Source organism: Candidatus Babeliales bacterium (assembly GCA_040879965.1).
Taxonomy (GTDB): Bacteria; Babelota; Babeliae; order Babelales; family JACPOV01; genus JBBDJI01.
The window spans coordinates 425,079-449,126 of the sequence record JBBDJI010000013.1 but is presented as its reverse complement, the minus strand read 5'-3'; the positions used below and the strand labels follow the sequence as shown (position 1 = coordinate 449,126).

The following is a 24,048-nucleotide window of genomic DNA, read 5'->3' as shown; positions in this document are numbered from 1 at the left end:
ATTGAGAATTTGACATCAAATGAATACAATTTAAGCTAAAAATATATTCATTGGCCTAGGCAATATTTTCATTGTTGAAAGGAAAGGATCATAATGAAAAAGTATCTTGTGTTAGTTTTATTGAGCGCGGCGACAAATATTTGTGCAGAAAAATTAGAAATCGTAGTTTCAGCACCAGATAGAGAAGTGACTGAAGCAATCGTAGCAGAAGATGTAAGAAATGATATTACGGTAAATGCAAAAGTAGAACCGATGGATGAACGCGTTTGCGTTTCTTTTGTTATTGAAAAAGAAGGTATGCCGATCGCAAATCCTCATGTAATAAACTACTGGGGAGAAAAAAGCTGTATTAAGTTTGATGATGAATGTGCGCCTCTAGAAGTTGAAATAAGAACATGCAAATCACCAAATCGTTCTATGACCGTTAGAGTTACTGACGAAGAAAAAGAAAAAGAAGAACAGGAAGAAGAAAACGGTGAAGAAGTAAACTAAATAACCAGCCTTAAAATTTAGTTTGCCACAATATTGCTTAGCCATGAATAAAAAAAAGGTAGGAAAAATCCTGCCTTTTTTATTATAGAGCAAAAAATGCAAATACTTCTGATACTGGTGCGCTTTACCAGAAGTTAAATCTAAAAAACTGTCCAAAAAATATTGATTACCTTAATTCTTAGGCCTATAGCGGTTGTTAATTGAAATATTCTATTGTAAAATAATAGATAGAAATTAATATGTATATAAGAATCCAAAGATTATTGTGGAGTTTCAATGAGTAAAAAAATAAGCTTTCATGTACTCTTATTATTTACAAGCTATTTAGGATTTATTATTTCGAGTAGTAGTCTTTTATCGGTTGTTGTGGGTATCTCTTGTTTGGAAAACAAATCATTGAGCCAAAAAATTATATTACTTCATGATAAACATGAGAATGCATCTGATCGGAGTGAAGATGAAACAAAGCAGCATCAAAGAGAATTATCAGAATTTATTGCTGCTTTAGTTAAACATAGTAATAAAAGTTCTTTTTTTATAGAATTCCCTTACAAAACTAAAAATTTCAAAAGTACATACAACAACAGTACAATCCACGTTCCGATAAAAGATGCGATCGCTCATGATATGGAACATGCTTCAATAGAATATTGTTCTTTCGATGAAAGAAATGAAGGTGACTTTTGGGTGCGTGAAATGTTAACAAATACCGAAGGAGTGGCGCAAGCGCTTAAAAATGGTTGTCAGATCCCTGAAGAATTTAATAAAACTTCGATTGAATCTTATTTAGATAGTTTGCAAATACAAGAAAAAATTGCAAGTGAAATCATAAAAAAATTACCTAATGAATTACAAAAAATAGTCTTTGAAAAATTAGATTTTTATAAAAGTGTTAATAGCTTTATTTCTTACCAAGTAAAAAACAAAAATATGAATAATGAGTTGCATTTTTTCTATTTAGTTAAAGCATTGCAACCTGATTTAAAAGCTCAATTGTTTATCAATATTAGCTATGCGCAGTCAGTTGTCTCAGATTTATCTTTACTCCATAAAATTCTGAATAATAAAAATAAATTTTTAGTGGTTTGCGCTGGCGCTTTTCATACTTACAATTTAGAAAAACACTTATTAGTAAATGGATTTGAGATATATGCTAATAAAGATCAAAAAAATGGTCTTAATGCCGAATATTTAAGCAATATAATTTGGCCGAGTAAAATTCCTTCTTCTGTTAAGGCTCCAATATATGAATTTTTTTCTTTATGCGATATCTGTGGAAAAGAAACAGCAAAAAAATGTGGTAGTTGTAAAACAACCTATTTTTGCAGCAGAGAATGTCAAAAAAATGGTTGGTCTAAACATAAGCTCAACTGTAAAAAATAAATTTTATCGATCAAAGAATACAAATGCTTCTGAAACTGGGCGTGCTTTACCAGAAGTTAAATCAAAAGAATTACTGAAAAATTGTTAAATACTTTTTCATTTTCAAGAGATGTAAGCTGCCATTTTGAGCATGTACATGTTTTTTTGATTTTTTTTTTGTAGAATCTAACTTTTAGAATTTATTGACAATCGCTGTGGTATTTCTTATATGATATCTTTATATTTTAAACCTAATGCGATATAACATGAATCATTATAAACTATGTTTTTAAAAAAAACTATGAGCATAAATATGTCTTTTGGATTGAAAGCTAATGTTTAAAGATCGTTATGATGCGGCTAATCAATTGTTGACGCAATTAAAAAAATACAAAGATCGCGATGATGTAGTAATACTTGGCATACCGCGTGGGGCATTGGAAATTGGCTATGTGCTAGCCAAAGAATTACATGCACCATTAGATGTTACTTTTTCAAAAAAAATTAGTGCGCCTGGTCAATCAGAATTAGCCATTGGTGCAGTTAGTTTGCATGCAGAAAATATCAACCCTCTTTATCAAAATGCATATCCGGATCATATAAAACAAGAAAAACAGAAAGTTCGCGAATTATTAGAAAAAAGATACAAGCAATATCGACAAGATAAGCAACCGATTGATTTAAAAGATAAAATTGTAATTGTAACCGATGATGGTATTGCAACCGGTCAAACAATGTTGCTTGCTTTAGATGAAGTAAAAAAACAAAATCCTAAAAAGATAGTAGTGGCAGTACCAGTAGCTCCACAAGATATTTTAGATCAATTAGAAAAAAAAGCGGACGAAGTAATTTGTTTATTAACGCCAACTACTTTTTGGGGTATTAGTCAATTTTATAATAACTTTGCACAGGTTGAAGACGAAGAAGCAATTCGCTTATTACAAGAGGCCAATGCATGAAAGTTTTTGCTACCCGTTCTTGTGCACATCTATTAAATCAAATGAATCTTCCACAGGGACGTCTTACAATTAAAACATTTTCTGATGGTGAGCTATATATTAAAATTGAAGAAGAAGTTGCTGACCAAAAAGTTTGGGTTATTGCTTCTACTGAAGCACCGGCAGAGCATTTAATTGAATTATTTTTATTACTAGATGCACTGGAGCGGGCTGGAGCACAAATTCATATTTTGTTTACTTATTTTGGTTATGCACGTCAAGATCGTATGCTGCCAGGTGAGCCACTTAGTGCAGCAATGATTTTTCGGTTTTTACAAAATTTCGTAATTCAGCAGACGATAATCATACATATTCATAGTACGCGCTTAAAAATGTTTTATGATTTTGAAGATCTTATTTTGCTTGATTTTTTTGTTCCTTATATTGATATGGTTGATTCGGTAATTGCACCAGATAAAGGAGCGGGTGCATTAGTTCGTATTTTAGCTGAACATGAAAAGAAAACATCACGAGTAATAGAAAAAATACGCAATACGCATGAGCATATTGAACGCATGATTATTCATGATGGTTTGCAAGGAAAAAATGTTTTAATTGCTGATGATATGATTGCTACCGGAAGTACGGTGATTAAAGCAGCGCAGCTTCTAAAAGAGCATGGCGTCAAAGATATTTATGTGGCAGCTACACATGGAATTTTTTCTGCAGATGCCATTAAAACTATTGAACAAAGTCCAATAAAAAGAGTTTTTGTTACTAATACGATAGATCAAAGAAAAGAATCCGAAAAAATAGAAGTTATTGATTGTGCCCCGATGCTTGAAAATATTATTCTTGCTCAAGAAGATAATAATCTTTGGTAATATTAATCATAGTGATTGATGCAAAATTATTTAACTGAGTATAAGAATGAGACGATTTTTTCAAGTCTGCATCATCTTTTTACTGAGTATTGTTTTTTTTAAAGAAGAATTGTTATTTCCAGCATCGAATAATGCTAATCCATTTATATGTATGCACAAAATAAAACCTACAAAACAACGATTTGCGCATAAAGCAGGGTATTTTTTAGGCGATGTGATTATGGATGCTTTGCGTTTGCATCGCTATTTATTTTCAGTAACAACGGCACAAGTTATTACCGGTATTACGCCATTTTATATTATTTCCCGAAGTATTGATGAAGATTTACAATCACGATTTTATGATTCTACATGTCATAAAAATAGAAATCAATTTTCTTCAAAATGCCACAAAGTAGCTCAGCATGGTATTGGCGTGCCAATGATAGCATTATCAAGTCTAGCGTTATTTGGTTGGAATGAAGATGTGCGGACTACCGCGCGTGTTTTTGCCATCGGATTGCCATTTGTGCATTCAGGCAAAGATATCATAAAAAAAATAGATACCAAGGCATGTTTACGTCCATGGCATGAAGAGTTTAGTTGTAAACAACGATCGTGTGGTGGATTTCCGTCTGGCCACATGGCAAATATTACGTATGCAACCGCACTTTTTGGGATGCGGTTTGGGCTAAAATGGGCAGTGCCGCTTGGATTATTTGCTTCTTTTGTTTTTGCCGATTTTATCAATTGTAATCGTCATTATCTTTCACAAATTATTGCTGGTGCTGGTCTTGGTCTTGTTTATGCTTTTGCAGCAAATAAAGTTATTGAACAAAAATTGAACGAACGATTTTCGGTTTGTTTAACGTGTGATCCTGCAGGTAGACCAAATCTGAAAATGGCATTTAATTTTTAAATCTAATTTTTTTTTAAATCCTGTATATATATTTTACATATAAAATTTGGCCTAATGCCAGCCAGCGTCATAAGAGTATTGCGTGCCCAATGCTTTTAACCAAACGTTCCTATCCTGAAAAACTCAGTCATTTATACTTCAGGTTCTCAATCGTTGTCTTCAGGTATTTCAAACAGGTTTAGCTCAATGAAATTAATAAAATAAAAAAATCTTTACATTCGCATGGTATACAATTGCAAATGAAAAAAATATAATATTATACGTTTTAAAGGTTTCTTTTGAATGGAAAAAAATTAAAATTGGAAAGTAGTTATTAATTTGAAGGTTTCGGTTTGAATAAACCATTACGCTTTGTAGCTTATTTTTTAATATTTTTAATAGGTGTTTTTTTACTTGGCAATATAGCTGGGTCGATTGACCAAAAAAGCAAATCAGTTATTAGCGTAATCCTTTATCCATTTTTAAAATTACAACATTTAATATTATTTCCTTTCAAGACGCTTTCTGCCAATATTTTTACCTATAATATTACGCAAAATCAATTCGATAGCTTATTAGTTGAACGGGATATGCTATTAGCAGAAAATATTGCATTACAAAGTTCAATACAATTTAAAAATGAAACTGATGAATTGCTTAAATTTAAATATCGGTATCAAGAGAGCGAAAAAAAATTAACCCAGATAATTCTTAAAAATTTTTCTCAAGAACGATGTTTTTTTCTGGTGGATAGTGGCAGCAATCATGGTATTTATAAAGATATGATTGCAATCTATAAAAATTGCTTACTGGGAAGAGTTGTTGAGGTATATCCTTTTTATAGCAAAGTGATGTTAATTTCTGATCGCAATAGTAAAGTAGCGGCATTTTGTACAAGATCAAAAACGCGTGGAATTTTAGAAGGATTAAATGATATTGAAAAAGTTGCGCTTGCGCATGTGAGCCATTTTGAACCATTGCAAGAAAATGATTTAATTATATCGAGTGGTGAAGGGCTTATTTACCCGCGCGGTTTTGGCTTGGGCAGAATTTACTCATTTAAAAAAGATGGCGTTTATCAGATAGTTCAAGTTACGCCGCTTATTAATGTTGAAAAAATCAGTTATTGTTATCTTATTGGCAAAGGCCAGGAGCATCTCTAGAAAAATAAGGGGGGCTTTTGGCAATAAAATACAAAATATCTAATATAGAGTACTGGTTAAGTGAAGTTTGCATAGTATTGGAAAATTCATTTATATCGCGGCTTCCGGTAAAAAAACTCCATAGCCCTTGATCTTTTGGTGGTATTACCCATTCAATTTCACCATCAATAATAGCTAATTTTTTAAGTTGATTGATAGCATTTGTTTGAGAACCTACTTCATTAATAAGCCCTAATTTGAGTGCTTGGCGTGCCGTAAAGAGTTTGCCATTGGCCCATTCTTTTGCATTATCAAGCATAACTTGTGAGCGATTTTTGGCCACATGTTCAATAAAATTCTGATAACTATCATCAGTAACGCTTTGCAATTGTGCTATTTGTTCAGAGGTGATTTCAGCAAAAGGATCGGTTGAATCTTTATATTCTCCTGATTTTATAGGAATATATTTAATATTAAAATGTTTAAGAAAGTCATTCAGCTTAAATTGATAGGGTATTTTAGTGCCGATACTGCCAATGAGTGCAGAAGGAGGTGCGATAATATAATCGGTAGTTGAAGCAATATAATAACTGCCAGAAGTGCAAAGGTTTTCGCAAAGTGTGACAATTGGTTTAGGAGATTCTCGCTTCATAATCTCAATTTCGTTGGCAATAGCCTCAGAAGAACCGGCAGCACCACCGGGGGATTCTATTTTGAGTAAAATCGCTTTGATATTGGTATTTTTAAAAAATTGCTTCAAAAATTTAATATAATAATCGGAATCATAAACTATTCCTTTAATAGTTAAAAGCCCAATTTGCGTTTTTGGCTCCAAAACCTCAAGATATTGCTTTTTTAGGCTTTGAAGGATGGGCGGAGCGATTTGTAATAAAATAAGGATTAAAAATATATTTTTTAAATAATCAAAAAGCCTTGCCATACGAACTTCCTTGCCGATCTGAATTAATTGAGTTGAGAATTAAATTTTGCTATAATTATATACAAGAATAATAGATTCTTAAAAGAGTCTAATTTTTATTTTGACTTTTTTTATCTTTTTATTTACCATTTTAGAGTCGTAAGACGTAGGGCGGTTAGCTCAGTTGGTAGAGCACCAGTCTTACAAACTGGGGGTCGTAGGTTCGAATCCTACATCGCCCACCAAAAAAAATTCTGTTCCTCGGTAGCTCAGTTGGTAGAGCACACGACTGTTAATCGTTAGGTCGCTGGTTCGAGTCCAGCCCGAGGAGCCAAATTTCTTGAAATTCATCTCAGATTTGGGGGCTGTAGCTCAGTTGGTTAGAGCGTTCGCCTGTCACGCGAAAGGTCGTGGGTTCGAGTCCCATCAGCCCCGCCAGTCTTCGCCCAAAAGGGCTACGCCTGGCACAGCCAGTTTTTTAAATGAATTTATTTAAATAGTAAGACAATTCTGATATTACAAATGCGAAGTACGCCTTTCGTAGCTCAAAGATCGAAGTAGGGCAGTCAAACTAACTTAGCCAAGGCTTCGAATGGTATGTCACTTTTATTCTGCAAATATTAATATTTTATGGGGGATTTTTATGTTATATCAAACAAAATTACGTAATTTTGTTTCCTTTCTTATAGTAGTTGTTTTATCAATTACTTATTTAGAAGCAATGGAAAATAATAATCTTGTTCCTGATGTGTGTGCAAATATAAAAAAAATTAATTCTGCAGCATTGCCAGAAGATTATGAAAATCTTGTTTCTAAGATACATAATGCAGGATTAACAGTAGAAAAATGCATTAAGTGTATTCAGCAACAACGATATGAAAAAGTAAAAACAGCGCTAAAAAATCAATATAAACTTTCAGATGAAGATTTGCAGCAATTTGAACTTGCAATTAAGCAGGTAAAGAAGGAAGATAAAGAATATTATACGAAAAATAAATCTGAAATTACAATATCTGGTGAAGATATGCTTGAATTTTCTAAGTCAGATTTAATTAATGAAGTAAGGAACAAAGCTGCGCAATTAGGAGTAGATATAAATATTGAAGTAGAGATTATTTCTAATTATGAGTATTATCCTGGATCACTTAGTTCTTATCGCGAAAAGTCAAAATATAATGAAAAATCAAGCGGTTATATTGCTTTTCAACAACAATTTATTAATGATGAATTACAGCGTAAAGGGATGTTATCACATGAATTACAGCATATTAAAAATTACGATATGCTTATTCAACAGGAGTTACAGAAAGTTATTGTTGAAAAAAATGAAAGTATAAATTGCGATACATCAGATTGGCAAAAAATGAGGAGATGGCAGGAAACGAATGCAGACCGTAAATCGGCAGTTAAGAATCTGCGAACAGCAAATGATACTAAAAATTGTATTGATTGGGTATTTAGTTCTACTCCAGAAATACCAAAAGGTGAATATCCTACCAATTTAAAACGGAAATTATGGATTGATCGTATTGTTTGCTTGCTGAAAGCAGAAGAAAAGCTAACAAAGTAGCTTTATTCATCAAGGCAAATGATGAAGAGATGAATCAATTCATTTTTGCCAAAAATCCTCTAAAATTAATTAACTTTTATACCTGAAATCCAAAATAACGCTGCGATGGTACTTGCCTGCATCTCAAATTATATATTAGGGAAACGATTGTTTTTAAGATAATAGTTATATTTTCTTAGTAATCGTTTTGAGTATCTGATCCAATTTTTTTAATGCAATTTCCAAATTTGTTAACTGTTGGGATAAATCATTAAATTTTTTTACAGATTTTACTCTCGGTTTTTTTTCGATAAATTTTTTTAATTCGGTTAAATTTTCTTCAAACACTGAGCCGGGAATTTTTGCTTTTTCACTTCTAATGGAAGCGGCAATATTTAGCCATTCGGTTAAGTAATCATTTTTGAGAATGGTCAGATTTTCTAGTTCACCTTCGGATATTAATATTTTTTCAATTCCATCAACGTCAAGAGAATGCCACCAGCTTCGATAAAAAGTGTCATTAATTGTAAAATAAATGCCATCGTGAGGTTTTTCTTGCTGATTCAAAGGGTCTTTAATCGAGTTAAAAATGATAACGTTGGAAAGATTCAGTATCTGATTTTCCACTGGCTTAGGCCAATTCTTGATATCATTTTTTACCGAGAGATTTTTAATAATGAACATTTTTTGGGGATGTAAGCCGCCAAAACTCGAATCAATTATATTCCATAGACCAAAATCTAAAGCATTTACACCGACTAATTCATGTACCGCATTGCCACTAATCATCGAAATAAAAGTTGGAAAATTTAACTCCTCAGCCTTAGTACCTGGTGGGGCACTAAGGCGAAGCTCAAATGGAATTTTCTCAGCATAAAGCAATATTACTTCAGGATAAATCATATTCAGTTTTTCTCTTTTTTTTCCTAGTCGACCAGCAAAAAATTGTGAGACATTTAGTGAATGATGTGGACTTCGAGAACGAGCAAGTGACTTACCTATAGAAACAATTTTTTCAGGAATATCGACCATCGATACCCATTCAAGACCGGGAAGTTTAAGAAGTGGTAAGTTTCCTGGATAAACAATTTCTTTTTCTTCAGGCAAATAGAAGCCAAACACATAATTGAGTGTTTCTTCAAAATCAATAGGCTTATCAGTACGCAGTGCCCTAAAAAATTTATTAAAGTTTAAAAATTCAATGCTGGTGACCGCTTCTACTTCTGCACTTGCGGCTGAAGCAATAATATAGTTATAAATTTTTTGCACCGTATTTTTTTGAGCTTGATATAAACGGTTAAGGCTTTCTCCGCCTGCATAGCAGGTAAGAAAGCAAAGAATTTTAGTTTTTATTTTGGTATCAAGAAATGATAAGAAATTTTGAAAGTTAGGCATAGATAATCCTGCAAAAATATTGTAAATATTTTTGTTCTGCATTTTTTGTTCTGCAATGGATAATTCTTCAATTCTGAAAAATTTAGTTACTTCATCGAGTTGTGATTGCAAATCTTCTCTTCTATTGTGCATTTTTTCTACAAGTGTTTTTAGGCTTATTTTTTTTTCTTTGACTAAATTAATCATTTTTTTTAATGGCTCTGTTGCTAATTCGCGAATGTTAATAATTTTTGAAACCTGCTGTAATAAGTTGTTAGCTGCCTCAAAGATTTCAATTTGCTTGATAATATTTGTGATTTTTTTGTCAAAGTCGGTTTCTTTATCATGTTCCCGTTCTTTTTCTAATAAACTTTTCCATAATACTGAAACCTGATTTAAAAAGGTATATATTTGCATAAGTTGTTCTTCAGTAATCTTGTTTTGTCTATCATGTTTTTCTAGGATGCTTCCGTGACCGATAAGATAAAATGCCCAAACAGGTTTTTTTTGAATAGGTTTAGCTTTTTCGTATTTTTGATTCAAAACAAAAATATTGCTCAGATTTTGAATAAGACTATTTTCGAAATCAATAGTTAATGTAGGTGGATATAATTCATTGACTATAGTTTTTGGGTTAACCTTTTCAAAATGATCAATTTTTAAGCCTAATAACCACTCAAGCGTAGTTAGAGGAGCGTCTTTTTTGAGGTTTTGAGAAGTGTAATTTTTTAATTCTGGGATCTCATTATAGTTAGTTGGAATAAGTAAGTAAAAATCATTATCAATTTTTTTGTAGATCCATCCATCTTCTAAATTTAAATCATGATATTTCTTTTTGATCAGATCTATATTTTCGATAACCTTTTTTAATACAGAAAAAGAAACAAAAACTGGAGCAGCTTTTTCTTTTAATGCAGCAATAAGCGTTAGTTCATTAACCATAAAATCTTCGAATTTTTTTTTTGGATGCAGAAATTCAGTGTTGTCGACTATAAAGATTAAGCTGCTATTTGTGAAATTTTGAGCAAAAGATTCACCAAAATATGCATTAAAGAAACACAAAATAAATATAAATTTACGCATTGATAATCTCCTCTTATGGATCAAACAATACTCGAATTATAACTTTTTGATCAATGGTTTACTCCTGAAATATTTTGTTAAGAGACGAGTAATGATTTTTACTTTAAGTTTCCAATTATTTAGAGATTTAAAAAACAAAGATATTATTAATTGGAACAATTAATCTGGACTTTTTAACTAAAAATCCAATAAAATTGCCCGATGATCACTTGGTGTTAATCCACCTATTTGGTAATCAATTACATTATACTGTTGCACTTCTATAAGATTGCTGTTCTGCAACAAGAAATAGTCGAATGTTCTTTCAGAGGGGATAAACGTAGCTAGTTGGTTGACTACATTTTTTGCAATGAGTTTACCATCTTGAAAATTATAAGGTTCCTCAAAAATCCAGGGCACAGAATAAAGTAGATTTCTCATGTTTAAGTCACCAGCTAAAACAGCAAGCTCATTGTTGGATTGTAGTTTTATTATTGTTGCCAGTAGACGTAATCCTTCGATGCGTGCTTCATTAGATCTGTGATCAAGATGAGTATTGTAAACCCAGAATTTCTTATTTAAGATATTATCTTGAAATTGAGCGTAAGTACATGTGCGATTGGTGTTTACGCCCCAATCTGTTGAGAATGGCTTATTATCCCTATTAATCCAAATAACGCCGGTTTGGAGTAATTTATATTGGTTTTTATTATAGAATATAGGGTTCCAATCGGCATCATCATTGCTATCGTTTTTTAAATTTTCGCTTAATGCTTGAGGATCAATTAAAGCATAATTTGGAAGTTTTTCGTTAAATACAAATTTGTCATAATTATTTTCTTGAAAACAAATTATATCTGGTTGTTGTTCATTAATTACTATAATTGCAAGTTCGCGACGTATTAGATTCAATGTGTGTTTAAGGTTTTCAAGTTCCAAAAACTCAGGTAAAGAAGTTACTTGCGAAAGACCTTTATCTTTTATAATTTCCACTATATTTTTTAATGGATCTATTAGAGTGTTATAAATTTCACCGCCGACTGATAATGAAGTAAGGTAGGCTTGGCTTGCTATCAAATTTACTTGTGCTTGTGAAAATTTAGATTGAATATATGCAATGCCATCTAAACTCTTTTTTGCAACCTCAAGCGATGCTGAGGCAGTTTTATAAGCATATTCGAGAGCAAATTTTTGGCTTAAAAGTATAACTTTATTAAAATAAGAAGCCTTTTGACATTCCGCTTCAATTTGTTTAATTTTTTGTTTTAATGAGTTTACTTTATCTTGTAAGCTATCAATTTCTTTTTTAATTGGATCATATTGTTCTCTTTTTTCTACTTGCAAATCGGCAACTATTTTTTTATTTTCTTCTACAATAATTAACTGTTTTTGATATAGTTCTTGCAGTTTTTTTTGCTTACTTTCTAATTGTGCAACTGCATCTTGCAATTCTTCATCAAGTTTTTTTCTTTCATCATTAACAATTGCAGATAATTTATCTCTTTTTTCTAATAAATTTCTTATATTGTTGTCAGATAGATCAAATGTAGTTGGTTCTTCAAAAAATGCAGAACCAAAAGCACCAGTCCTTGTACTCTGAAAATTAAAAGTCATGAGGCGTACATCTTGGCTTTGGATTTGGATAAAATTAATGCAGAGAAAAAATATTAGTTTCCGTTTCATAAAAAAATCCTTTTTTTAAGCCTATTTTTCCTAAAATTTACTTTGATTTTACGATATGTTTTTTATTATTATCAAGGATTTTTTTTAAGATAAATTTGTGAACAGTTATAAAATAAGCTTTTAATAAAAGCGATTAGCGATTCAACCTGAAACTTTATATTGATTTAGAAGGTTAAAAAGTTCATTTAGAAACAATTTACACCAATATGTTGGTTTAAAGCTAGAATCTTGATTTTTTATTTATTTAACTTATAATTAAAATTACAAATTGTTAATATTCTTAAAAAGAAATAAGGTTAAAACTATGAAAAAGATAATATTTTTTATTCTAAGTGTATTTTGTATAAGCATGTCAGGTGCATTTAACGCTATGGAGTGTCAACCTGAACAAGATATCATTGAAGAGGGAAATGAAACTGAACTCGTTTATAATTATTTATTCCAGAAAAATGATGAAGATAAAAAAGCGATAGTTCTTAAAAATAATGATTTTCGAGACATTTTACCTCAAATAGGAGGCTTTGTATTAGCACGTCCTGAATACAAATGTTCGTTAAATGAGGAAATGAAAACTTGGTTGCTTAAGCAATTAATTTTTGTAAATAATTATCATAGAACAATGGATGATCAATTAAAATATCCAGAACAAATCAAAACATTTAATTTAAAAGTGGATCTTAAAGAAAATCATATTCAAGGTGATTATTCTATAGAGATAATTTGTTGGGTAGGTATTTATACAAAATTTAAGAATCTTAACCAGACTTATGCTTCTTCATTTGATATAACAAATTTCCATAGTTCGGAATTTCCAAAGCCAATAATAAGAGCTGCGATATATTTAGATGAAAAAATTAGTAAATTACACAAAAAGTTATTGAATAATATTTATGCAAAAGGCATAATGCAAAACAAAAAATATAATCTAAGTGAATCAGAAGAAAAGCATTTTAAACTATTGCCTGTTTCATTTCAAAAAGCTTTAAAGCCTCATGTTAGTGGGCAAATAATTGATTCTGATTCTAGTTCTAATTATGTAATGTTTGGCCAGATCAAAAAGTTTTTAGGTTGGTAACTATTTAAAAATAAAACAATTTTTTTAATACAAAATAAAGGCCTACATAACTTGTGGGCCTTTATTTTGTATTTCAGGTCTTTTCACTATTTTCTTGATTGTTTTTACTTTTTTAATTCTTTTGATAAAAGCATTAATACATATGCGCCGATAGCCATTGCAATATCACGCACTGCCACATCATAATGTACCATAGCATGTCCATTATGTGTATGGGTACCCATAGAAACCAAGTTAATAGAAATAAGAATCAACCAAATACAAACAACCAAACCACCAATTTTTGGTTTAAAAAATACCAATAATCCTGCAAAGATTTCTATGATACCTACGCCAAGCATAAAATTATGTGGTTGTATTCCCAAAAATTCAGGAATTGCATGATTTAAATACATAGACCAATCAGCCAAAAAATAAAAATATTTATCAAGGCCAGCTATAATGGGAATAAATCCATAAGTAAAATATAATAAATACCAAGATATTAATACATTTGTTCTTTTATCATTCATATATATCCTTTATTTATTAAAATTATTCATAATTTTTTTGTTATTAATCAATAGTTTCATTATGGCTCAATAGAAATCTCATTCTAAAAAGCCTTAAAATTGCTGCAGCATACACTGAAACTGAGCAGCAATTGTAGTTAGAATGATCATAATGTTATAGTGATAAAAAGTTTGCTAGGTTTTAGAATTATATTATTATGCGTACAGTGTTTTAAATAAAAAATATAATATCTATTACCTGAAAAATTTATGATGAAAATTGCTTTTTTTACCATATTATTGGGTATATGTATGAATATAAATGCAATCTCAAAACCGACTGATATTGATAGACCAAAAGTAGGGGTAGGAGTTCTCATTATAAAAGAAACAAAAATTTTATTAGGAAAACGAAAAAATGCTCATGGTGCAGGAACGTGGGGATTGCCGGGTGGCCATTTAGAATTTAGAGAGTCTTTTGAAGATTGCGCAAAGCGAGAAGTATTAGAAGAAACTGGCTTAGAAGTGATGAGTAGCAGAAGATATAGTTTTACCAATGATATTTTTGAACAAGATAATAAGCATTATATCACGATTTTTATGTTAGTAGATAAATTTACTGGTGAACCAAAAGTACTCGAACCTGATAAATGTGATTGTTGGACATGGTTCGATTTAAATGAATTACCGGAAAATTTATTTGAACCTTTAAAAAATTTAATAGCACAAGAACATATTTTTCATCATTCAAAATTTTAGGTTATCTATGGAACTTGTACAGAAAAATGGAAAAACTAAATCTTGATTAAAATTAAAAGTATGAAAAAACAAAAAAAGAAAAAGGCCGAGAAACTCCCGGCCTTTTTCTTTTTAAATTAACTTTTCTTCTCGCAATATATCTTTTGCGATATTAATGGTATTTATTCCTTTTTCTATGGTAAATGGATAAACAAATTTTCCATTTATTTTATATGGCGCGCCTACTTTATAATTTGCAAAGTTCTTGGATGTGCGTTCTAATGCAGTAAGTTTTTTGTAGTGCGTTGCAAAAACAAATATAGAATTTTTCTTTTTGCCAAAATTATTCGCAAGTTCATATGCACACTCTTGGCCATCTTCAGATGCAGTTCCCGTAAATAATTCATCTATTGCACAAAAGCCAAATTCATTTTCTTTTAAAAAATTTAAGGTATTTAATAAGGTTTTTGCGCGTTCTACTTCTGCTTTAAATAGAGATAGTCCATTTGCTAAATCATCAGCGATGTTTAAATATGATGAAATTTTTGAAAATGGCGTACATTTAAATTCGCAAGCAGCGGCAATACCAAAAGTTTGCGCCAGAAGTAAATTTTGTAAAAATGCTTTAATAGTAGTTGATTTTCCACCTGCATTCGGGCCAGTTAGAACAATGTTTTTATCAATGCTTAAATTGTTTGTAATAACATTATTTGAATCGATAAAAATATTCCAAAAATCCTTTCCAATAATTATTGGATTTTTTTCATTCAAAAATTCTACAAAACAGAAGCGAGGTTTATCAGGATTGGATGTATAAAGTTTTGCCATTGAGACATAGGAATCAATATATCCAATTTGAACAAATAAATTAGATAATTGATCTTTCATCTTTTTAATTTGATGATAACATTTTAGTACTCTTCCCTCAAAATAGAAAAGCGATGGATTTTCAAAACTACTTGAATGTAAATCATTAATTAAATTTTTTGCTTCTTCTGTTAATTGTAATTCTGGTAAAGAAATGCCGAGATCATTTTCAACAACAGCGTTAATAGTATCTAGTGATTTTAAAATTACGCTTATTTCACAAAGTTTTGTTTGGAGTGAATCAACAACTGCTTTTCGGTGAACTTGTTTTTTATAAAAGTTAATTTTTAAATATAATGAATATAACTGTATCAAAGATCCAATCCCTATACCTATTAAAGCGCTCCCTCTTAATATCCTATTACTTTTTTCTGATATCTGGATATTATTTTCTTGATACGCTTTCTGTATATCTTTTATATTTTGGTCTACCGTATCATATTTTTGTTTAATATCTGAAAAAGGAGCCCATAGATTCTTTGGATTAATATTATGTTTTACAAAATCTTTTAATATAGAAGTAGTTTTTTTACTTATATTCGCTGCAGTATAGTCTTTAATTATATATTCATTTAGCGCGCCAACAGGAAGTAATTCAAAGCAATGAGCAATAATCCATTGGCCGAAGGTCAAAATATTATTTGCTGCTGATGCTGTATAAGCATTATTATTAAGCTTTTTTAAAAAAAATTTTTTGAAAAATAAGTTTTCAGTGCTTTCCTTATCCTGTTCCCATAAACTAAGAAAAGCATTTTGATTTTGTTGAATATTTTTTAATTCAACTTCCAATATTGCAAGAGCTTCTTTATTTTCTACCAATTTCTTTAGTAAGTGTTGATTAATATTTAGTTGCTCTTGATTGTTGGTGGGAGATACTAATTGATTAATTAAATGTATTTCTCCGAATACGGTAGTGGTATTATTAATTTTAGCAAAAAGATTTGCCCCATCTTGCCCGGTAGTAAATAAATTGAGATCAGAAATAACATTATCATTTAATATATTTGAACTTTCTTTATTATTTAATGAAGAATAGTTATTGTTGAAAAAAAAGTTAGAAGTAATTTCTCTTTTTTTAAGTTCACTTATTTGTTCTTTTGGCTCTGACAATCCATTTTTTTCAGCGACTATAAAATTTTTTAAATAAATATCAATAAAATTGGTTATTTTTTGTTGGCCATTTGCTAAAGAAGTAGTCAAAAATAAAATAAAAAACAGTTTTTTCATTATATCCTATGGGTGAATTGATTAATAGAATTTTTTTCTCTTTTTGTTTTGCCTTAATTAAATACCAAATGAATAAAAATTGAATTAGTATGCTTAGGATAGTTTTTATAAAAGGTAATAATAATTTTATTTTAGCAATAAGGGTAATTTATTCAAGTATTTTGCTGATTTTATCATGGAAAAAAGAAATTTTAAAAATTAAGATTATTATTTTTTTTGATAGCCATATGTTGCGCATCGGTATTGTGTATTACTTATTGGGCATGGTTTTTTAAAAATAAAGCGTGGTATTCCTGAACTGGTATGGACATGGTTCGATTTAAATGAACTACCGGAAAATTTATTTGAACCTTTAAAAAATTTAATAGCACAAGAACATATTTTTTCATATCTGGGATAACGATTTTTTTGCTATTTCGTAAACTCTCCCCATTGAGATATTCCCGCTTTAATCTGTTGTTTTGCAAGTTCAAAATATGGGACATCTTTTAAATAAATAAGATGAGAATGATCACTTGAGCGTTTTTGATTTAAATTAACGGTTTCAAAAATTTTACAGAGCCAGTCCATATGCGGTAGAGGTGTTGTAACAAATAATTTGCCGCCTTCTTTTAATAAGTTAAACATGGCATCATAAAAATCTCCGTGTTCAATTACTTCAAAAGCAATAATGACATCGAATGATTCTTTTTTGAGACCTAATTTTTGCCATTGATTAATATCACCATGAATAAATTGGTGTGGATACTGATATCCGGCATCAACAATGTCAATGCCAACAAAATTTTTCCAGCCTTGCTTAACCGCCCAACGTCCTATCCAACCATCTGCGCATCCAACCTCTAGAATGCGATGATCTTTGGGTATTTTTTCAAAAAAATAATGTAATTTTTTGCGCTGTGCAATTTTGCTTAATAATGGCATAATTCTCCTTTCAGAACATTCAATTATTTAAAACATTCATATTATCTTTAGCAAATTAATACTGCAATAGGTAAAAAAATTTGAAAAATTATTGGATTTCAAATGATTTTTTTTGCAAATACAAGGATTTAAGAACAACAAATTCATATATTTGCTGTATTAAAAGGCATAAACTTGTATAAAAAAATATATGTATATTTTTTACTTATTTGCAAAAATATACATATATTTGGCATAGTAGATAAAATTAAGCAATTTTAAATAACATATTATTTTAGGAATGGATTTCTTATGAAAAAATTAGGAATGTTTTTTTTGATATTTAATTTTTATTTTTTATATGCCATGGAATCTGGTAGGGAAAATGGTTTAAAAAGGAAACAGATGTCATCGCAGGGCTTAAAGTTTGATCAATCTGAGGATGAAGTACTAACAGGAGATAATCAGTCACAAGGTTTTAAAGATCAGCAAGTTGCAGCTGCATTACAAGGGAATATTAAAAAAATAAAGAAATAAATTTAAAGGTCCAAGATGCAAAGAAAAACACTTAATTTCATAATTTTAATTTTATTCTTCATGCAATCTAATATAAGTAATGCGATGGAGAATGAACTTGAAAATATTAACAATGAAGTTAAATTCGCAATATTTTTTGCTGAAATAAATTTGGACTTATTTAAAATGCAAAGAAAATCAAAAGTGCCTTATGATGATCTTGCTATGAATCTTTATATTGCTGCAAAATATGTTTCAGATTTAAATAACATATTAATACATTTAAATCCAAAAACGCTTGTAGAGTTTAACGTACAAAAATTACGATTACAAAAAATGACTTTGCAAACCAAAGTAGAAACCGGTATTCTTCATGAATTGCAAAATACTAAAGCTAAATATCAAGAAGGATTAGCTTTAGAGGCAAGAGAATCCATGAAAAAAATAGATGAGATTGTTGAATTATTAGGAAAAAATATTAAATATTTAACTAAGTTTGCAATAGAATCTACCAAAAAAGAACTAGAACTCAAATAAGGAATTTTTATGGAGTTAATTATTTCATCTACCCCTCAATTAAATGCTATAGCGCTTACCATGTTGCGGATCGGTATTGGTATATTATTTATTGGGCATGGTTTTTTAAAAATAAAGCGTGGTATTCCTGAATTGGTATGGACTGGAGAACAAATGCGTAATTTAGGAATAACCTTTGTGCCACTCTTTTGGGGCATTTGTGCTATGTTAAGTGAATTTCTGGGTGGAATTTGTCTGACGTTGGGTTTAGGTACTCGTATAGCAGCTTGCTTTATGAGTTTTACTATGCTTGTTGCTATTATTCATCATATTGCAAAAGGGGATAGTTATGGCTATATCTCTTTTCCACTCTCTCAACTCATTATTTTTATCAGTTTAGTAATTGCTGGTAGCGGTATTTTTTCTTTAGATAATTATTTTTTTCTTACATAAAACGCAATAATTTTTTTTACTAATTGACTTGATTTATGGTTGCTTAAGGATAAAGCTTCCCTCTTTGATAGCTTTATGAGCAGATTGTTTTTTCTTTTATATTCTAATAGAAATGATTAGGGTATTGTTGCTTGGCGATAACCATTTTCTCTGATACAATAATAAGCAGTTTAGAAACACAATTCTCTATGGGGGGAACTATGCGTATTCAATTTTTTTCTTTAATACTTTGTGTAATAATGGCAGTGCCTTTATTGGCTGTTTCCGGTGATATAAGGATTAGATTGGTTGATCTTCCTGTTCCTGGAAAGCCTATGGAGAAAGAAGTTTTAAAAGACAACTTTAAATATGATCTGTATAGAAGGCAGCGAGCACTTATGGGTTATAAAGCTTATGGGGCATTTATTGAACCATATCTGCAAAAAGCGGAAAGTACGCAATTGCCGAAATATTGTATGGAAAATAATGAAAGGCCTCAATGCCAACAGTTTTTTACTTGTTTATTGAATTATAATGTTGCATGGTTTCATCATTTTGTTGCGTCAACTGCTGTAGCTTCTAATAAGCGTATTGCAGATAAGAAGAAAGTTTTAGAAGATGCAAAAGAATCTTTGCAAGAAACAATAAATCAAATAAAGCAAGATGATTCGCGACTTAGTGATTTAAATGTTGAAAGTGCATTAAATGAAACCTGTGCATTGTTTCAAGAGGCAAATAAAGAGTATTATAAAAAACTTAGTGCACCAGTTAAGTTTTTGTTTTTTATGAGATCACTATTTTTACGATAATTTAATGAAAAGGTATATAATGTTAAAAAATATAATGAAATATACAGTTTTAGTAGCTTTGGGAGTAAGTGTATTAAATCAGCCAGTATTGGCTACTTCAGGTCTTGTTAAAATCTTAGGAAAAGGTAATAGTCCTGAAGATTTAAGACGAGCAGTTCAATATATAACCAATGAAAATAACTTAAAGGATGAACTAACGGAGCTACAAGCTTTTAAAAAATCAAACAAAAGCAGTACTCAATGGTTCAATAATCAGCGACAATGGCTTAACTCTGCTGCTATTTATACTGGAATCGGTGCCGCTTGGCATGCATTATGTTATTCTGTATCGCCTGCACTAATAGGAGATGTAAGAAGTTTGAAGACATCATTAGCTATCGCTGGTTTTGCGGTTGCAGTTGAAGGATTTAATCAGTTTTATTCTCGCAAACAATATTACGCTAAGAAAAAAATGACTGAAGATGCAGGTATTGTTATTTCGCAAATAGAAAAAGTACTTAATCCACAAGATTCTCAAAAGTAATTTTTCCATAGATTTTAAAAAAAGGCTAAAGTTGATAATTCAGTTTTGGCCTTTTTTTTGTTAAAATTCTTTAAAAAGTAAAAGGAATTTTATCATGCATATTTGGGCTCAAACTATTAATATTAATCAAGATTTAGCAAAACAGTTAATTGAATCACAAACGAACTTAAAAGTTGTATCTATAAAAATCTTTGGCGAAGGTTGGGATAATATTGTTTATCTGATAAATAATGAATATGTTTTTCGATTTGCTCGTAGGCAAATGGGCGTTACTTGTATGGAAAATGAAATAGCGGTACTACCATATATTGCAAAAAATGTTTCTTTTTCGCTCTCATCTCCTCAAATTATCGGTCAACCTTCAAATGCTTACCCATATTTTTTTTCTGGATATCGCATATTGCCAGGCGAGCCATTAAGTGAAACGCAAGCGCATTTAATCAATAATAAAATTTTTGCCGAAACGTTAGCTCTTTGGCTAAAAGAATTGCATGGATTGAACATACCCCAATCATATAATTCATTAATAAAAGGTGATCAATCTTGGCGATTAGATGTACCTGGGAGAATAGAAACATGCAAAAAAACTATTTCCGATTATGCGCACTATTTTTTGCAAGCTGATTTTGATAAAAATGATCTTTTTATTGCACTTGATATTTTAGGTTCATTTAATTTCGCTAAAGCAGAAAAAGCAAGTTTTGTGCATGGCGATTTATATAGTCGGCATATACTTGTTGATGAAAATATGAATCCTACGGGTATAATTGATTGGGGCGATATTCATATTGGTAATCCCGGCATTGATTTATCAATAGGATTTATGCTTTTCGATCAAGAAGCTCAAAATGTCTTTTTTAATACGTACGGTAATATCGATAATCAAACAAAAAAAATTGCAATTTTTCGGGCTCTTACTCATTCCATTAGACTTTTACCCTATTGTTATGAAAATAAAGATGAACATCTTAAGGATTGGACAATTCTTGCATTAAAAAAAGTTTTTCAAGAACTAAATACATAAAATAGCAAAAATATAATTAATCTTTTCTATATTGTTTTTCCTATAAAAAATACTAAATGAAGATAGTAATTTTTGTAATATCTGATATTGTTGCTTTTTAATTAAAGAATTTTTATACGCAATAATTTATTATAAAGGTTATGTTGTGATCCAATTAAAAAAAGTATACTCAATTTTTTTATTGTTAATTAGTATTGTTCAATTACAGGCGATGGTTGAATTTAATTTATTAGAAAATAATCAAACAAAACAAAAGGTATTTTTAATAGGGCAATTTGGAGATAATTGCGTAGAAAACTATACATTTGATAAAAGTAAAGCATTTTTGCAATCACTTAATCAGAAATCATTGGAGAAAAAAGCACCTATTAACTTTATCTATGATTATAATGTAGGTAACGCTGAACCAGATTATGCGAATGTATCTGAAATTATTAATTATATACATTGGCAATTTTCAAAAGAAGTTAAAAACAATTCGTATTGTAAACTAAAAACGTGTCATCATAGAGGATTTGAGCGTACAATAATTTCTCGTCATATAAGGTTATTAGAAGAAATTTTTGTTGATCTTGTTAATCATTCTATAAATGATTTTAAAAGTGATGCTCGATATATAAATCATATGAATTCTTTGCTGCAAAGATTTTATAATAGAGACATTGCGGATATGCTTGCAGTTGAATATATTAACACGCTTGAAAAAGAAGAAAAGCAATTTAGTTCTATGGTAGATGATTATAAAAAGGATAATCAGGTAGATATTGCTTTAATGTTTGAAGAAAAAATTGAAAAAATTAAAGAACATAACAAAGATATTCAAAATATTCTGAATATAAAATCCAATAAGGACGTATTATTATTATTTGCTTTAATTTCATACTTAGAAAAATTTAAGACAAGTCGTGAAGCATTAGATGCAATTGATAATAAACTTCCTGGTGCCTTACTTCTTGGTTCTGATGCTCAAATTGGTAGTATGATTTATTTACGCAACTTGTTAAATGCTAAAGCATCAAATTCAGTGTTTATTGTAGGAGCTGCTTATCTTTCAAAAATTTTAGATGGATTGCAACGATTAAATTACAATATAATTAAAAAAAATTGTGTCATGAATGATGTGAATAGATATGGAGCAACAATTAGTTGGCATAAAGAGCAGGATGATTTTATTGAAGAAGTGATAAATGGATTAGTCAATTATCAAGCAAAAGAAAATACTCTAATTTCATCTTTTGCAAAAGATTTACTTCCAAAAAACAGTAATAATATTAAAGCTGAAAAAGCATGTAATATTTGCAATAAAACATCTGCTGAAATTTCACTAAAACATTGTGGATATTGTAAATCGATTTGGTATTGCTCAGTCAATTGTCAAAGAGCAGATTGGCCAAAACATAAAGTTAATTGTAATAAAAATTAAAAAAACGATTGATTAATTGATGCTGACAAATTTGTTTAATCATTGAAATTGAAAATTGTATGCTATTAAAAGTTAAGTATTCATTATTTTTATTATTAGTTATTGCTATTGTTTTTAATCAATTGCAGGCAATGGTTGAATTCAGTTTATTAGAAAATAAAGAAAGCAAACAAAAAATACTATTAATTGGGTGTTTTTTGCGCGAAGATATTGAAAAAAAACTTGTTGAAAAAAATAAATTAATAATGAAGGTTCTTAATAATAAGTCATTAGAAACAAAAAAAATGATTCAATGTATATATGATTATGATACGTTAAAAACTGAACCAAAATATATTGATAATTCTCTGACTAATAATTATTTGCACTATCAATTTTCTAAAGATATAAGCAAAAATCCTTACTTGAAATTGGAATTCTATCATCAAAAAGTATTTGAATGGACGGTTATTAATGAGCATAGGCAATGCTTAATAGAAGTTTTTTCAAAACTTGACCCTGATGCTATAAAAAATTTTAAAAAATTTCCAGAACCACTTCATCTTTATCAGGCTATGAGAGATTTTTATGAATTGAATGAATATAAAGATATGTCCTTAGCTGAATATTTTGAAGCCATGAAAGCACAAGTAAAAAAATCAAAAGAAATTAGAGATCATTATAACAATTTACAACAAATTAAAATCGTATCTCTATTAGATTCGAGAATAAAAAAAATTAATGAAAGCAGAAATAAGATTTACGAACTATTTGATAAATATAATGAACGGATGTCATTATTATTAGTTTTTTTGAATCATCTTCAACAGTCTGATACCATTGATGAAATTCTCCAGGAAATTGACAGAATTCATAAAATTATGCTTCATGGATTTGCTTTTAATACCGGTGTTGTACATTATTTACATGGGTTATTAAAATTACCAAGAGAAAAGACGATATTTGTTCTTGGTATATCTTATGCGCAAGATATTGCAAATGTTTTACAAAACTTAAACCATACTATGATTAAACAAACTACCGTTTTGAAAACAGATTCTTCTTCTTCTTTTTCTTCAGTAAACGTAAATTGGGATAATGAGCATGAAAAATCTATATTTACTATTCTTAATGAATTTATGGATTGAACAGAATAACAATGATTTTTCATAAATTTGCCAATTTTTTACTTAGTTTTCCTATTATTATTTTCGATTGACAAAGCAAAATAATATTTTTTAAA

23 protein-coding genes and 3 tRNA genes are annotated in these 24,048 nt (G+C 29.9%); 20 read left to right on the top strand and 6 right to left on the bottom strand.

What is annotated here, in order from left to right:
• Positions 1 to 93 precede the first annotated feature (93 nt).
• The 6 genes from WDZ41_05885 to mreC all read left to right on the top strand — a co-directional run bounded on the left by WDZ41_05885 (position 94) and on the right by mreC (position 5,716).
• A complete protein-coding gene (locus WDZ41_05885) occupies positions 94 to 492 on the top strand; it encodes a hypothetical protein (protein MEX0940861.1) in 399 nt (132 codons plus the stop codon).
• Between the two features lie 276 nt (positions 493 to 768).
• Positions 769 to 1,875, top strand: a complete 1,107-nt coding sequence (locus WDZ41_05880; GenBank protein MEX0940860.1) for a zinc finger MYND domain-containing protein — start codon at positions 769 to 771, stop codon at positions 1,873 to 1,875.
• A 314-nt stretch (positions 1,876 to 2,189) separates the two neighbouring features.
• Positions 2,190 to 2,813, top strand: coding sequence for a phosphoribosyltransferase family protein (locus tag WDZ41_05875; GenBank protein MEX0940859.1), 624 nt, complete (start codon positions 2,190 to 2,192; stop codon positions 2,811 to 2,813).
• Positions 2,810 to 3,676, top strand: coding sequence for a ribose-phosphate diphosphokinase (prs, locus tag WDZ41_05870; GenBank protein ID MEX0940858.1), 867 nt, complete (start codon positions 2,810 to 2,812; stop codon positions 3,674 to 3,676). The genes WDZ41_05875 and prs overlap by 4 nt, the downstream gene beginning before the upstream one ends.
• 46 nt (positions 3,677 to 3,722) lie before the next feature.
• The gene (locus WDZ41_05865) at positions 3,723 to 4,574 is read left to right on the top strand and encodes a phosphatase PAP2 family protein (GenBank protein ID MEX0940857.1); all 852 of its coding nucleotides are present in this window, start codon (positions 3,723 to 3,725) and stop codon (positions 4,572 to 4,574) included.
• A 332-nt stretch (positions 4,575 to 4,906) separates the two neighbouring features.
• Entirely contained in the window at positions 4,907 to 5,716 is an 810-nt protein-coding gene (gene mreC / locus WDZ41_05860) for a rod shape-determining protein MreC (GenBank protein MEX0940856.1), read from the top strand.
• Here mreC and sppA read toward each other — a convergent pair.
• Positions 5,688 to 6,635: a signal peptide peptidase SppA gene (gene sppA / locus WDZ41_05855; protein ID MEX0940855.1), complete on the bottom strand. Its 948-nt coding sequence runs from the start codon at positions 6,633 to 6,635 to the stop codon at positions 5,688 to 5,690. The genes mreC and sppA overlap by 29 nt on opposite strands.
• Before the next feature lie 148 nt (positions 6,636 to 6,783).
• Between sppA and WDZ41_05850 the strand changes: the two genes are divergently transcribed.
• The 4 genes from WDZ41_05850 to WDZ41_05835 all read left to right on the top strand — a co-directional run bounded on the left by WDZ41_05850 (position 6,784) and on the right by WDZ41_05835 (position 8,184).
• Positions 6,784 to 6,859: transfer RNA gene (locus tag WDZ41_05850), tRNA-Val, on the top strand.
• 13 nt (positions 6,860 to 6,872) lie between these two features.
• Positions 6,873 to 6,948 (top strand) — tRNA-Asn (locus tag WDZ41_05845).
• Positions 6,949 to 6,975: 27 nt separating this feature from the next.
• Positions 6,976 to 7,052: transfer RNA gene (locus WDZ41_05840), tRNA-Asp, on the top strand.
• Between the two features lie 205 nt (positions 7,053 to 7,257).
• Entirely contained in the window at positions 7,258 to 8,184 is a 927-nt protein-coding gene (locus tag WDZ41_05835) for a hypothetical protein (GenBank protein MEX0940854.1), read from the top strand.
• Between the two features lie 165 nt (positions 8,185 to 8,349).
• Here the strand turns inward: WDZ41_05835 and WDZ41_05830 are convergent, their stop codons facing one another.
• Positions 8,350 to 10,620 (bottom strand): hypothetical protein, encoded by a 2,271-nt coding sequence (locus WDZ41_05830; GenBank protein MEX0940853.1) that lies wholly within the window; start codon positions 10,618 to 10,620, stop codon positions 8,350 to 8,352.
• Positions 10,621 to 10,797: 177 nt separating this feature from the next.
• A complete protein-coding gene (locus WDZ41_05825) occupies positions 10,798 to 12,282 on the bottom strand; it encodes an endonuclease/exonuclease/phosphatase family protein (GenBank protein MEX0940852.1) in 1,485 nt (494 codons plus the stop codon).
• 304 nt (positions 12,283 to 12,586) lie between these two features.
• Between WDZ41_05825 and WDZ41_05820 the strand changes: the two genes are divergently transcribed.
• Positions 12,587 to 13,357, top strand: a complete 771-nt coding sequence (locus WDZ41_05820; GenBank protein MEX0940851.1) for a hypothetical protein — start codon at positions 12,587 to 12,589, stop codon at positions 13,355 to 13,357.
• 104 nt (positions 13,358 to 13,461) lie between these two features.
• Here the strand turns inward: WDZ41_05820 and WDZ41_05815 are convergent, their stop codons facing one another.
• Positions 13,462 to 13,869, bottom strand: coding sequence for a hypothetical protein (locus tag WDZ41_05815; GenBank protein MEX0940850.1), 408 nt, complete (start codon positions 13,867 to 13,869; stop codon positions 13,462 to 13,464).
• Positions 13,870 to 14,160: 291 nt separating this feature from the next.
• On the opposite strand from WDZ41_05815, the gene WDZ41_05810 reads away from it, so the two are divergent.
• Positions 14,161 to 14,607: an NUDIX hydrolase gene (locus tag WDZ41_05810; GenBank protein ID MEX0940849.1), complete on the top strand. Its 447-nt coding sequence runs from the start codon at positions 14,161 to 14,163 to the stop codon at positions 14,605 to 14,607.
• 111 nt (positions 14,608 to 14,718) lie between these two features.
• Here WDZ41_05810 and WDZ41_05805 read toward each other — a convergent pair whose 3' ends face one another.
• Entirely contained in the window at positions 14,719 to 16,680 is a 1,962-nt protein-coding gene (locus tag WDZ41_05805; protein MEX0940848.1) for a hypothetical protein, read from the bottom strand.
• Positions 16,681 to 17,091: 411 nt separating this feature from the next.
• Positions 17,092 to 17,604, bottom strand: coding sequence for a class I SAM-dependent methyltransferase (locus WDZ41_05800; GenBank protein MEX0940847.1), 513 nt, complete (start codon positions 17,602 to 17,604; stop codon positions 17,092 to 17,094).
• 291 nt (positions 17,605 to 17,895) lie between these two features.
• Here WDZ41_05800 and WDZ41_05795 point away from each other — a divergent pair, with 291 nt between their 5' ends.
• The 8 genes from WDZ41_05795 (at position 17,896) to WDZ41_05760 (ending at position 23,953) form a co-directional block, all read left to right on the top strand.
• Positions 17,896 to 18,120: a hypothetical protein gene (locus WDZ41_05795; GenBank protein MEX0940846.1), complete on the top strand. Its 225-nt coding sequence runs from the start codon at positions 17,896 to 17,898 to the stop codon at positions 18,118 to 18,120.
• 15 nt (positions 18,121 to 18,135) lie between these two features.
• On the top strand, positions 18,136 to 18,636 hold the full coding sequence (locus tag WDZ41_05790) for a hypothetical protein (GenBank protein MEX0940845.1): 501 nt from the start codon (positions 18,136 to 18,138) through the stop codon (positions 18,634 to 18,636).
• Positions 18,637 to 18,645: 9 nt separating this feature from the next.
• Complete coding sequence (locus WDZ41_05785) at positions 18,646 to 19,068, top strand: DoxX family protein (protein ID MEX0940844.1); 423 nt, start codon at positions 18,646 to 18,648, stop codon at positions 19,066 to 19,068.
• 200 nt (positions 19,069 to 19,268) lie between these two features.
• A complete protein-coding gene (locus WDZ41_05780) occupies positions 19,269 to 19,856 on the top strand; it encodes a hypothetical protein (protein MEX0940843.1) in 588 nt (195 codons plus the stop codon).
• Between the two features lie 19 nt (positions 19,857 to 19,875).
• Complete coding sequence (locus tag WDZ41_05775; GenBank protein ID MEX0940842.1) at positions 19,876 to 20,379, top strand: hypothetical protein; 504 nt, start codon at positions 19,876 to 19,878, stop codon at positions 20,377 to 20,379.
• Between the two features lie 94 nt (positions 20,380 to 20,473).
• Positions 20,474 to 21,403 (top strand): phosphotransferase, encoded by a 930-nt coding sequence (locus WDZ41_05770; protein ID MEX0940841.1) that lies wholly within the window; start codon positions 20,474 to 20,476, stop codon positions 21,401 to 21,403.
• 145 nt (positions 21,404 to 21,548) lie between these two features.
• Positions 21,549 to 22,826, top strand: a complete 1,278-nt coding sequence (locus tag WDZ41_05765) for a zinc finger MYND domain-containing protein (protein MEX0940840.1) — start codon at positions 21,549 to 21,551, stop codon at positions 22,824 to 22,826.
• A 59-nt stretch (positions 22,827 to 22,885) separates the two neighbouring features.
• Positions 22,886 to 23,953 carry a hypothetical protein gene (locus tag WDZ41_05760; protein MEX0940839.1) on the top strand — a complete coding sequence of 356 codons (1,068 nt, stop codon included), beginning with the start codon at positions 22,886 to 22,888 and terminating at the stop codon, positions 23,951 to 23,953.
• Positions 23,954 to 24,048: the final 95 nt, after the last annotated feature.

What these genes read in the sequence shown, in the direction of transcription:
- WDZ41_05885 (MEX0940861.1), top strand. Translation starts at nt 94, where the DNA reads ATGAAAAAGTATCTTGTGTTAGTTTTATTGAGCGCGGCGACAAATATT.
- WDZ41_05880 (MEX0940860.1), top strand. Translation starts at nt 769, where the DNA reads ATGAGTAAAAAAATAAGCTTTCATGTACTCTTATTATTTACAAGCTAT.
- WDZ41_05875 (MEX0940859.1), top strand. Translation starts at nt 2,190, where the DNA reads ATGTTTAAAGATCGTTATGATGCGGCTAATCAATTGTTGACGCAATTA.
- prs (MEX0940858.1), top strand. Translation starts at nt 2,810, where the DNA reads ATGAAAGTTTTTGCTACCCGTTCTTGTGCACATCTATTAAATCAAATG.
- WDZ41_05865 (MEX0940857.1), top strand. Translation starts at nt 3,723, where the DNA reads ATGAGACGATTTTTTCAAGTCTGCATCATCTTTTTACTGAGTATTGTT.
- sppA (MEX0940855.1), bottom strand. Translation starts at nt 6,635, where the DNA reads ATGGCAAGGCTTTTTGATTATTTAAAAAATATATTTTTAATCCTTATT.
- WDZ41_05835 (MEX0940854.1), top strand. Translation starts at nt 7,258, where the DNA reads ATGTTATATCAAACAAAATTACGTAATTTTGTTTCCTTTCTTATAGTA.
- WDZ41_05830 (MEX0940853.1), bottom strand. Translation starts at nt 10,620, where the DNA reads ATGCGTAAATTTATATTTATTTTGTGTTTCTTTAATGCATATTTTGGT.
- WDZ41_05825 (MEX0940852.1), bottom strand. Translation starts at nt 12,282, where the DNA reads ATGAAACGGAAACTAATATTTTTTCTCTGCATTAATTTTATCCAAATC.
- WDZ41_05820 (MEX0940851.1), top strand. Translation starts at nt 12,587, where the DNA reads ATGAAAAAGATAATATTTTTTATTCTAAGTGTATTTTGTATAAGCATG.
- WDZ41_05815 (MEX0940850.1), bottom strand. Translation starts at nt 13,869, where the DNA reads ATGAATGATAAAAGAACAAATGTATTAATATCTTGGTATTTATTATAT.
- WDZ41_05810 (MEX0940849.1), top strand. Translation starts at nt 14,161, where the DNA reads ATGAATATAAATGCAATCTCAAAACCGACTGATATTGATAGACCAAAA.
- WDZ41_05805 (MEX0940848.1), bottom strand. Translation starts at nt 16,680, where the DNA reads ATGAAAAAACTGTTTTTTATTTTATTTTTGACTACTTCTTTAGCAAAT.
- WDZ41_05800 (MEX0940847.1), bottom strand. Translation starts at nt 17,604, where the DNA reads ATGCCATTATTAAGCAAAATTGCACAGCGCAAAAAATTACATTATTTT.
- WDZ41_05795 (MEX0940846.1), top strand. Translation starts at nt 17,896, where the DNA reads ATGAAAAAATTAGGAATGTTTTTTTTGATATTTAATTTTTATTTTTTA.
- WDZ41_05790 (MEX0940845.1), top strand. Translation starts at nt 18,136, where the DNA reads ATGCAAAGAAAAACACTTAATTTCATAATTTTAATTTTATTCTTCATG.
- WDZ41_05785 (MEX0940844.1), top strand. Translation starts at nt 18,646, where the DNA reads ATGGAGTTAATTATTTCATCTACCCCTCAATTAAATGCTATAGCGCTT.
- WDZ41_05780 (MEX0940843.1), top strand. Translation starts at nt 19,269, where the DNA reads ATGCGTATTCAATTTTTTTCTTTAATACTTTGTGTAATAATGGCAGTG.
- WDZ41_05775 (MEX0940842.1), top strand. Translation starts at nt 19,876, where the DNA reads ATGTTAAAAAATATAATGAAATATACAGTTTTAGTAGCTTTGGGAGTA.
- WDZ41_05770 (MEX0940841.1), top strand. Translation starts at nt 20,474, where the DNA reads ATGCATATTTGGGCTCAAACTATTAATATTAATCAAGATTTAGCAAAA.
- WDZ41_05760 (MEX0940839.1), top strand. Translation starts at nt 22,886, where the DNA reads ATGCTATTAAAAGTTAAGTATTCATTATTTTTATTATTAGTTATTGCT.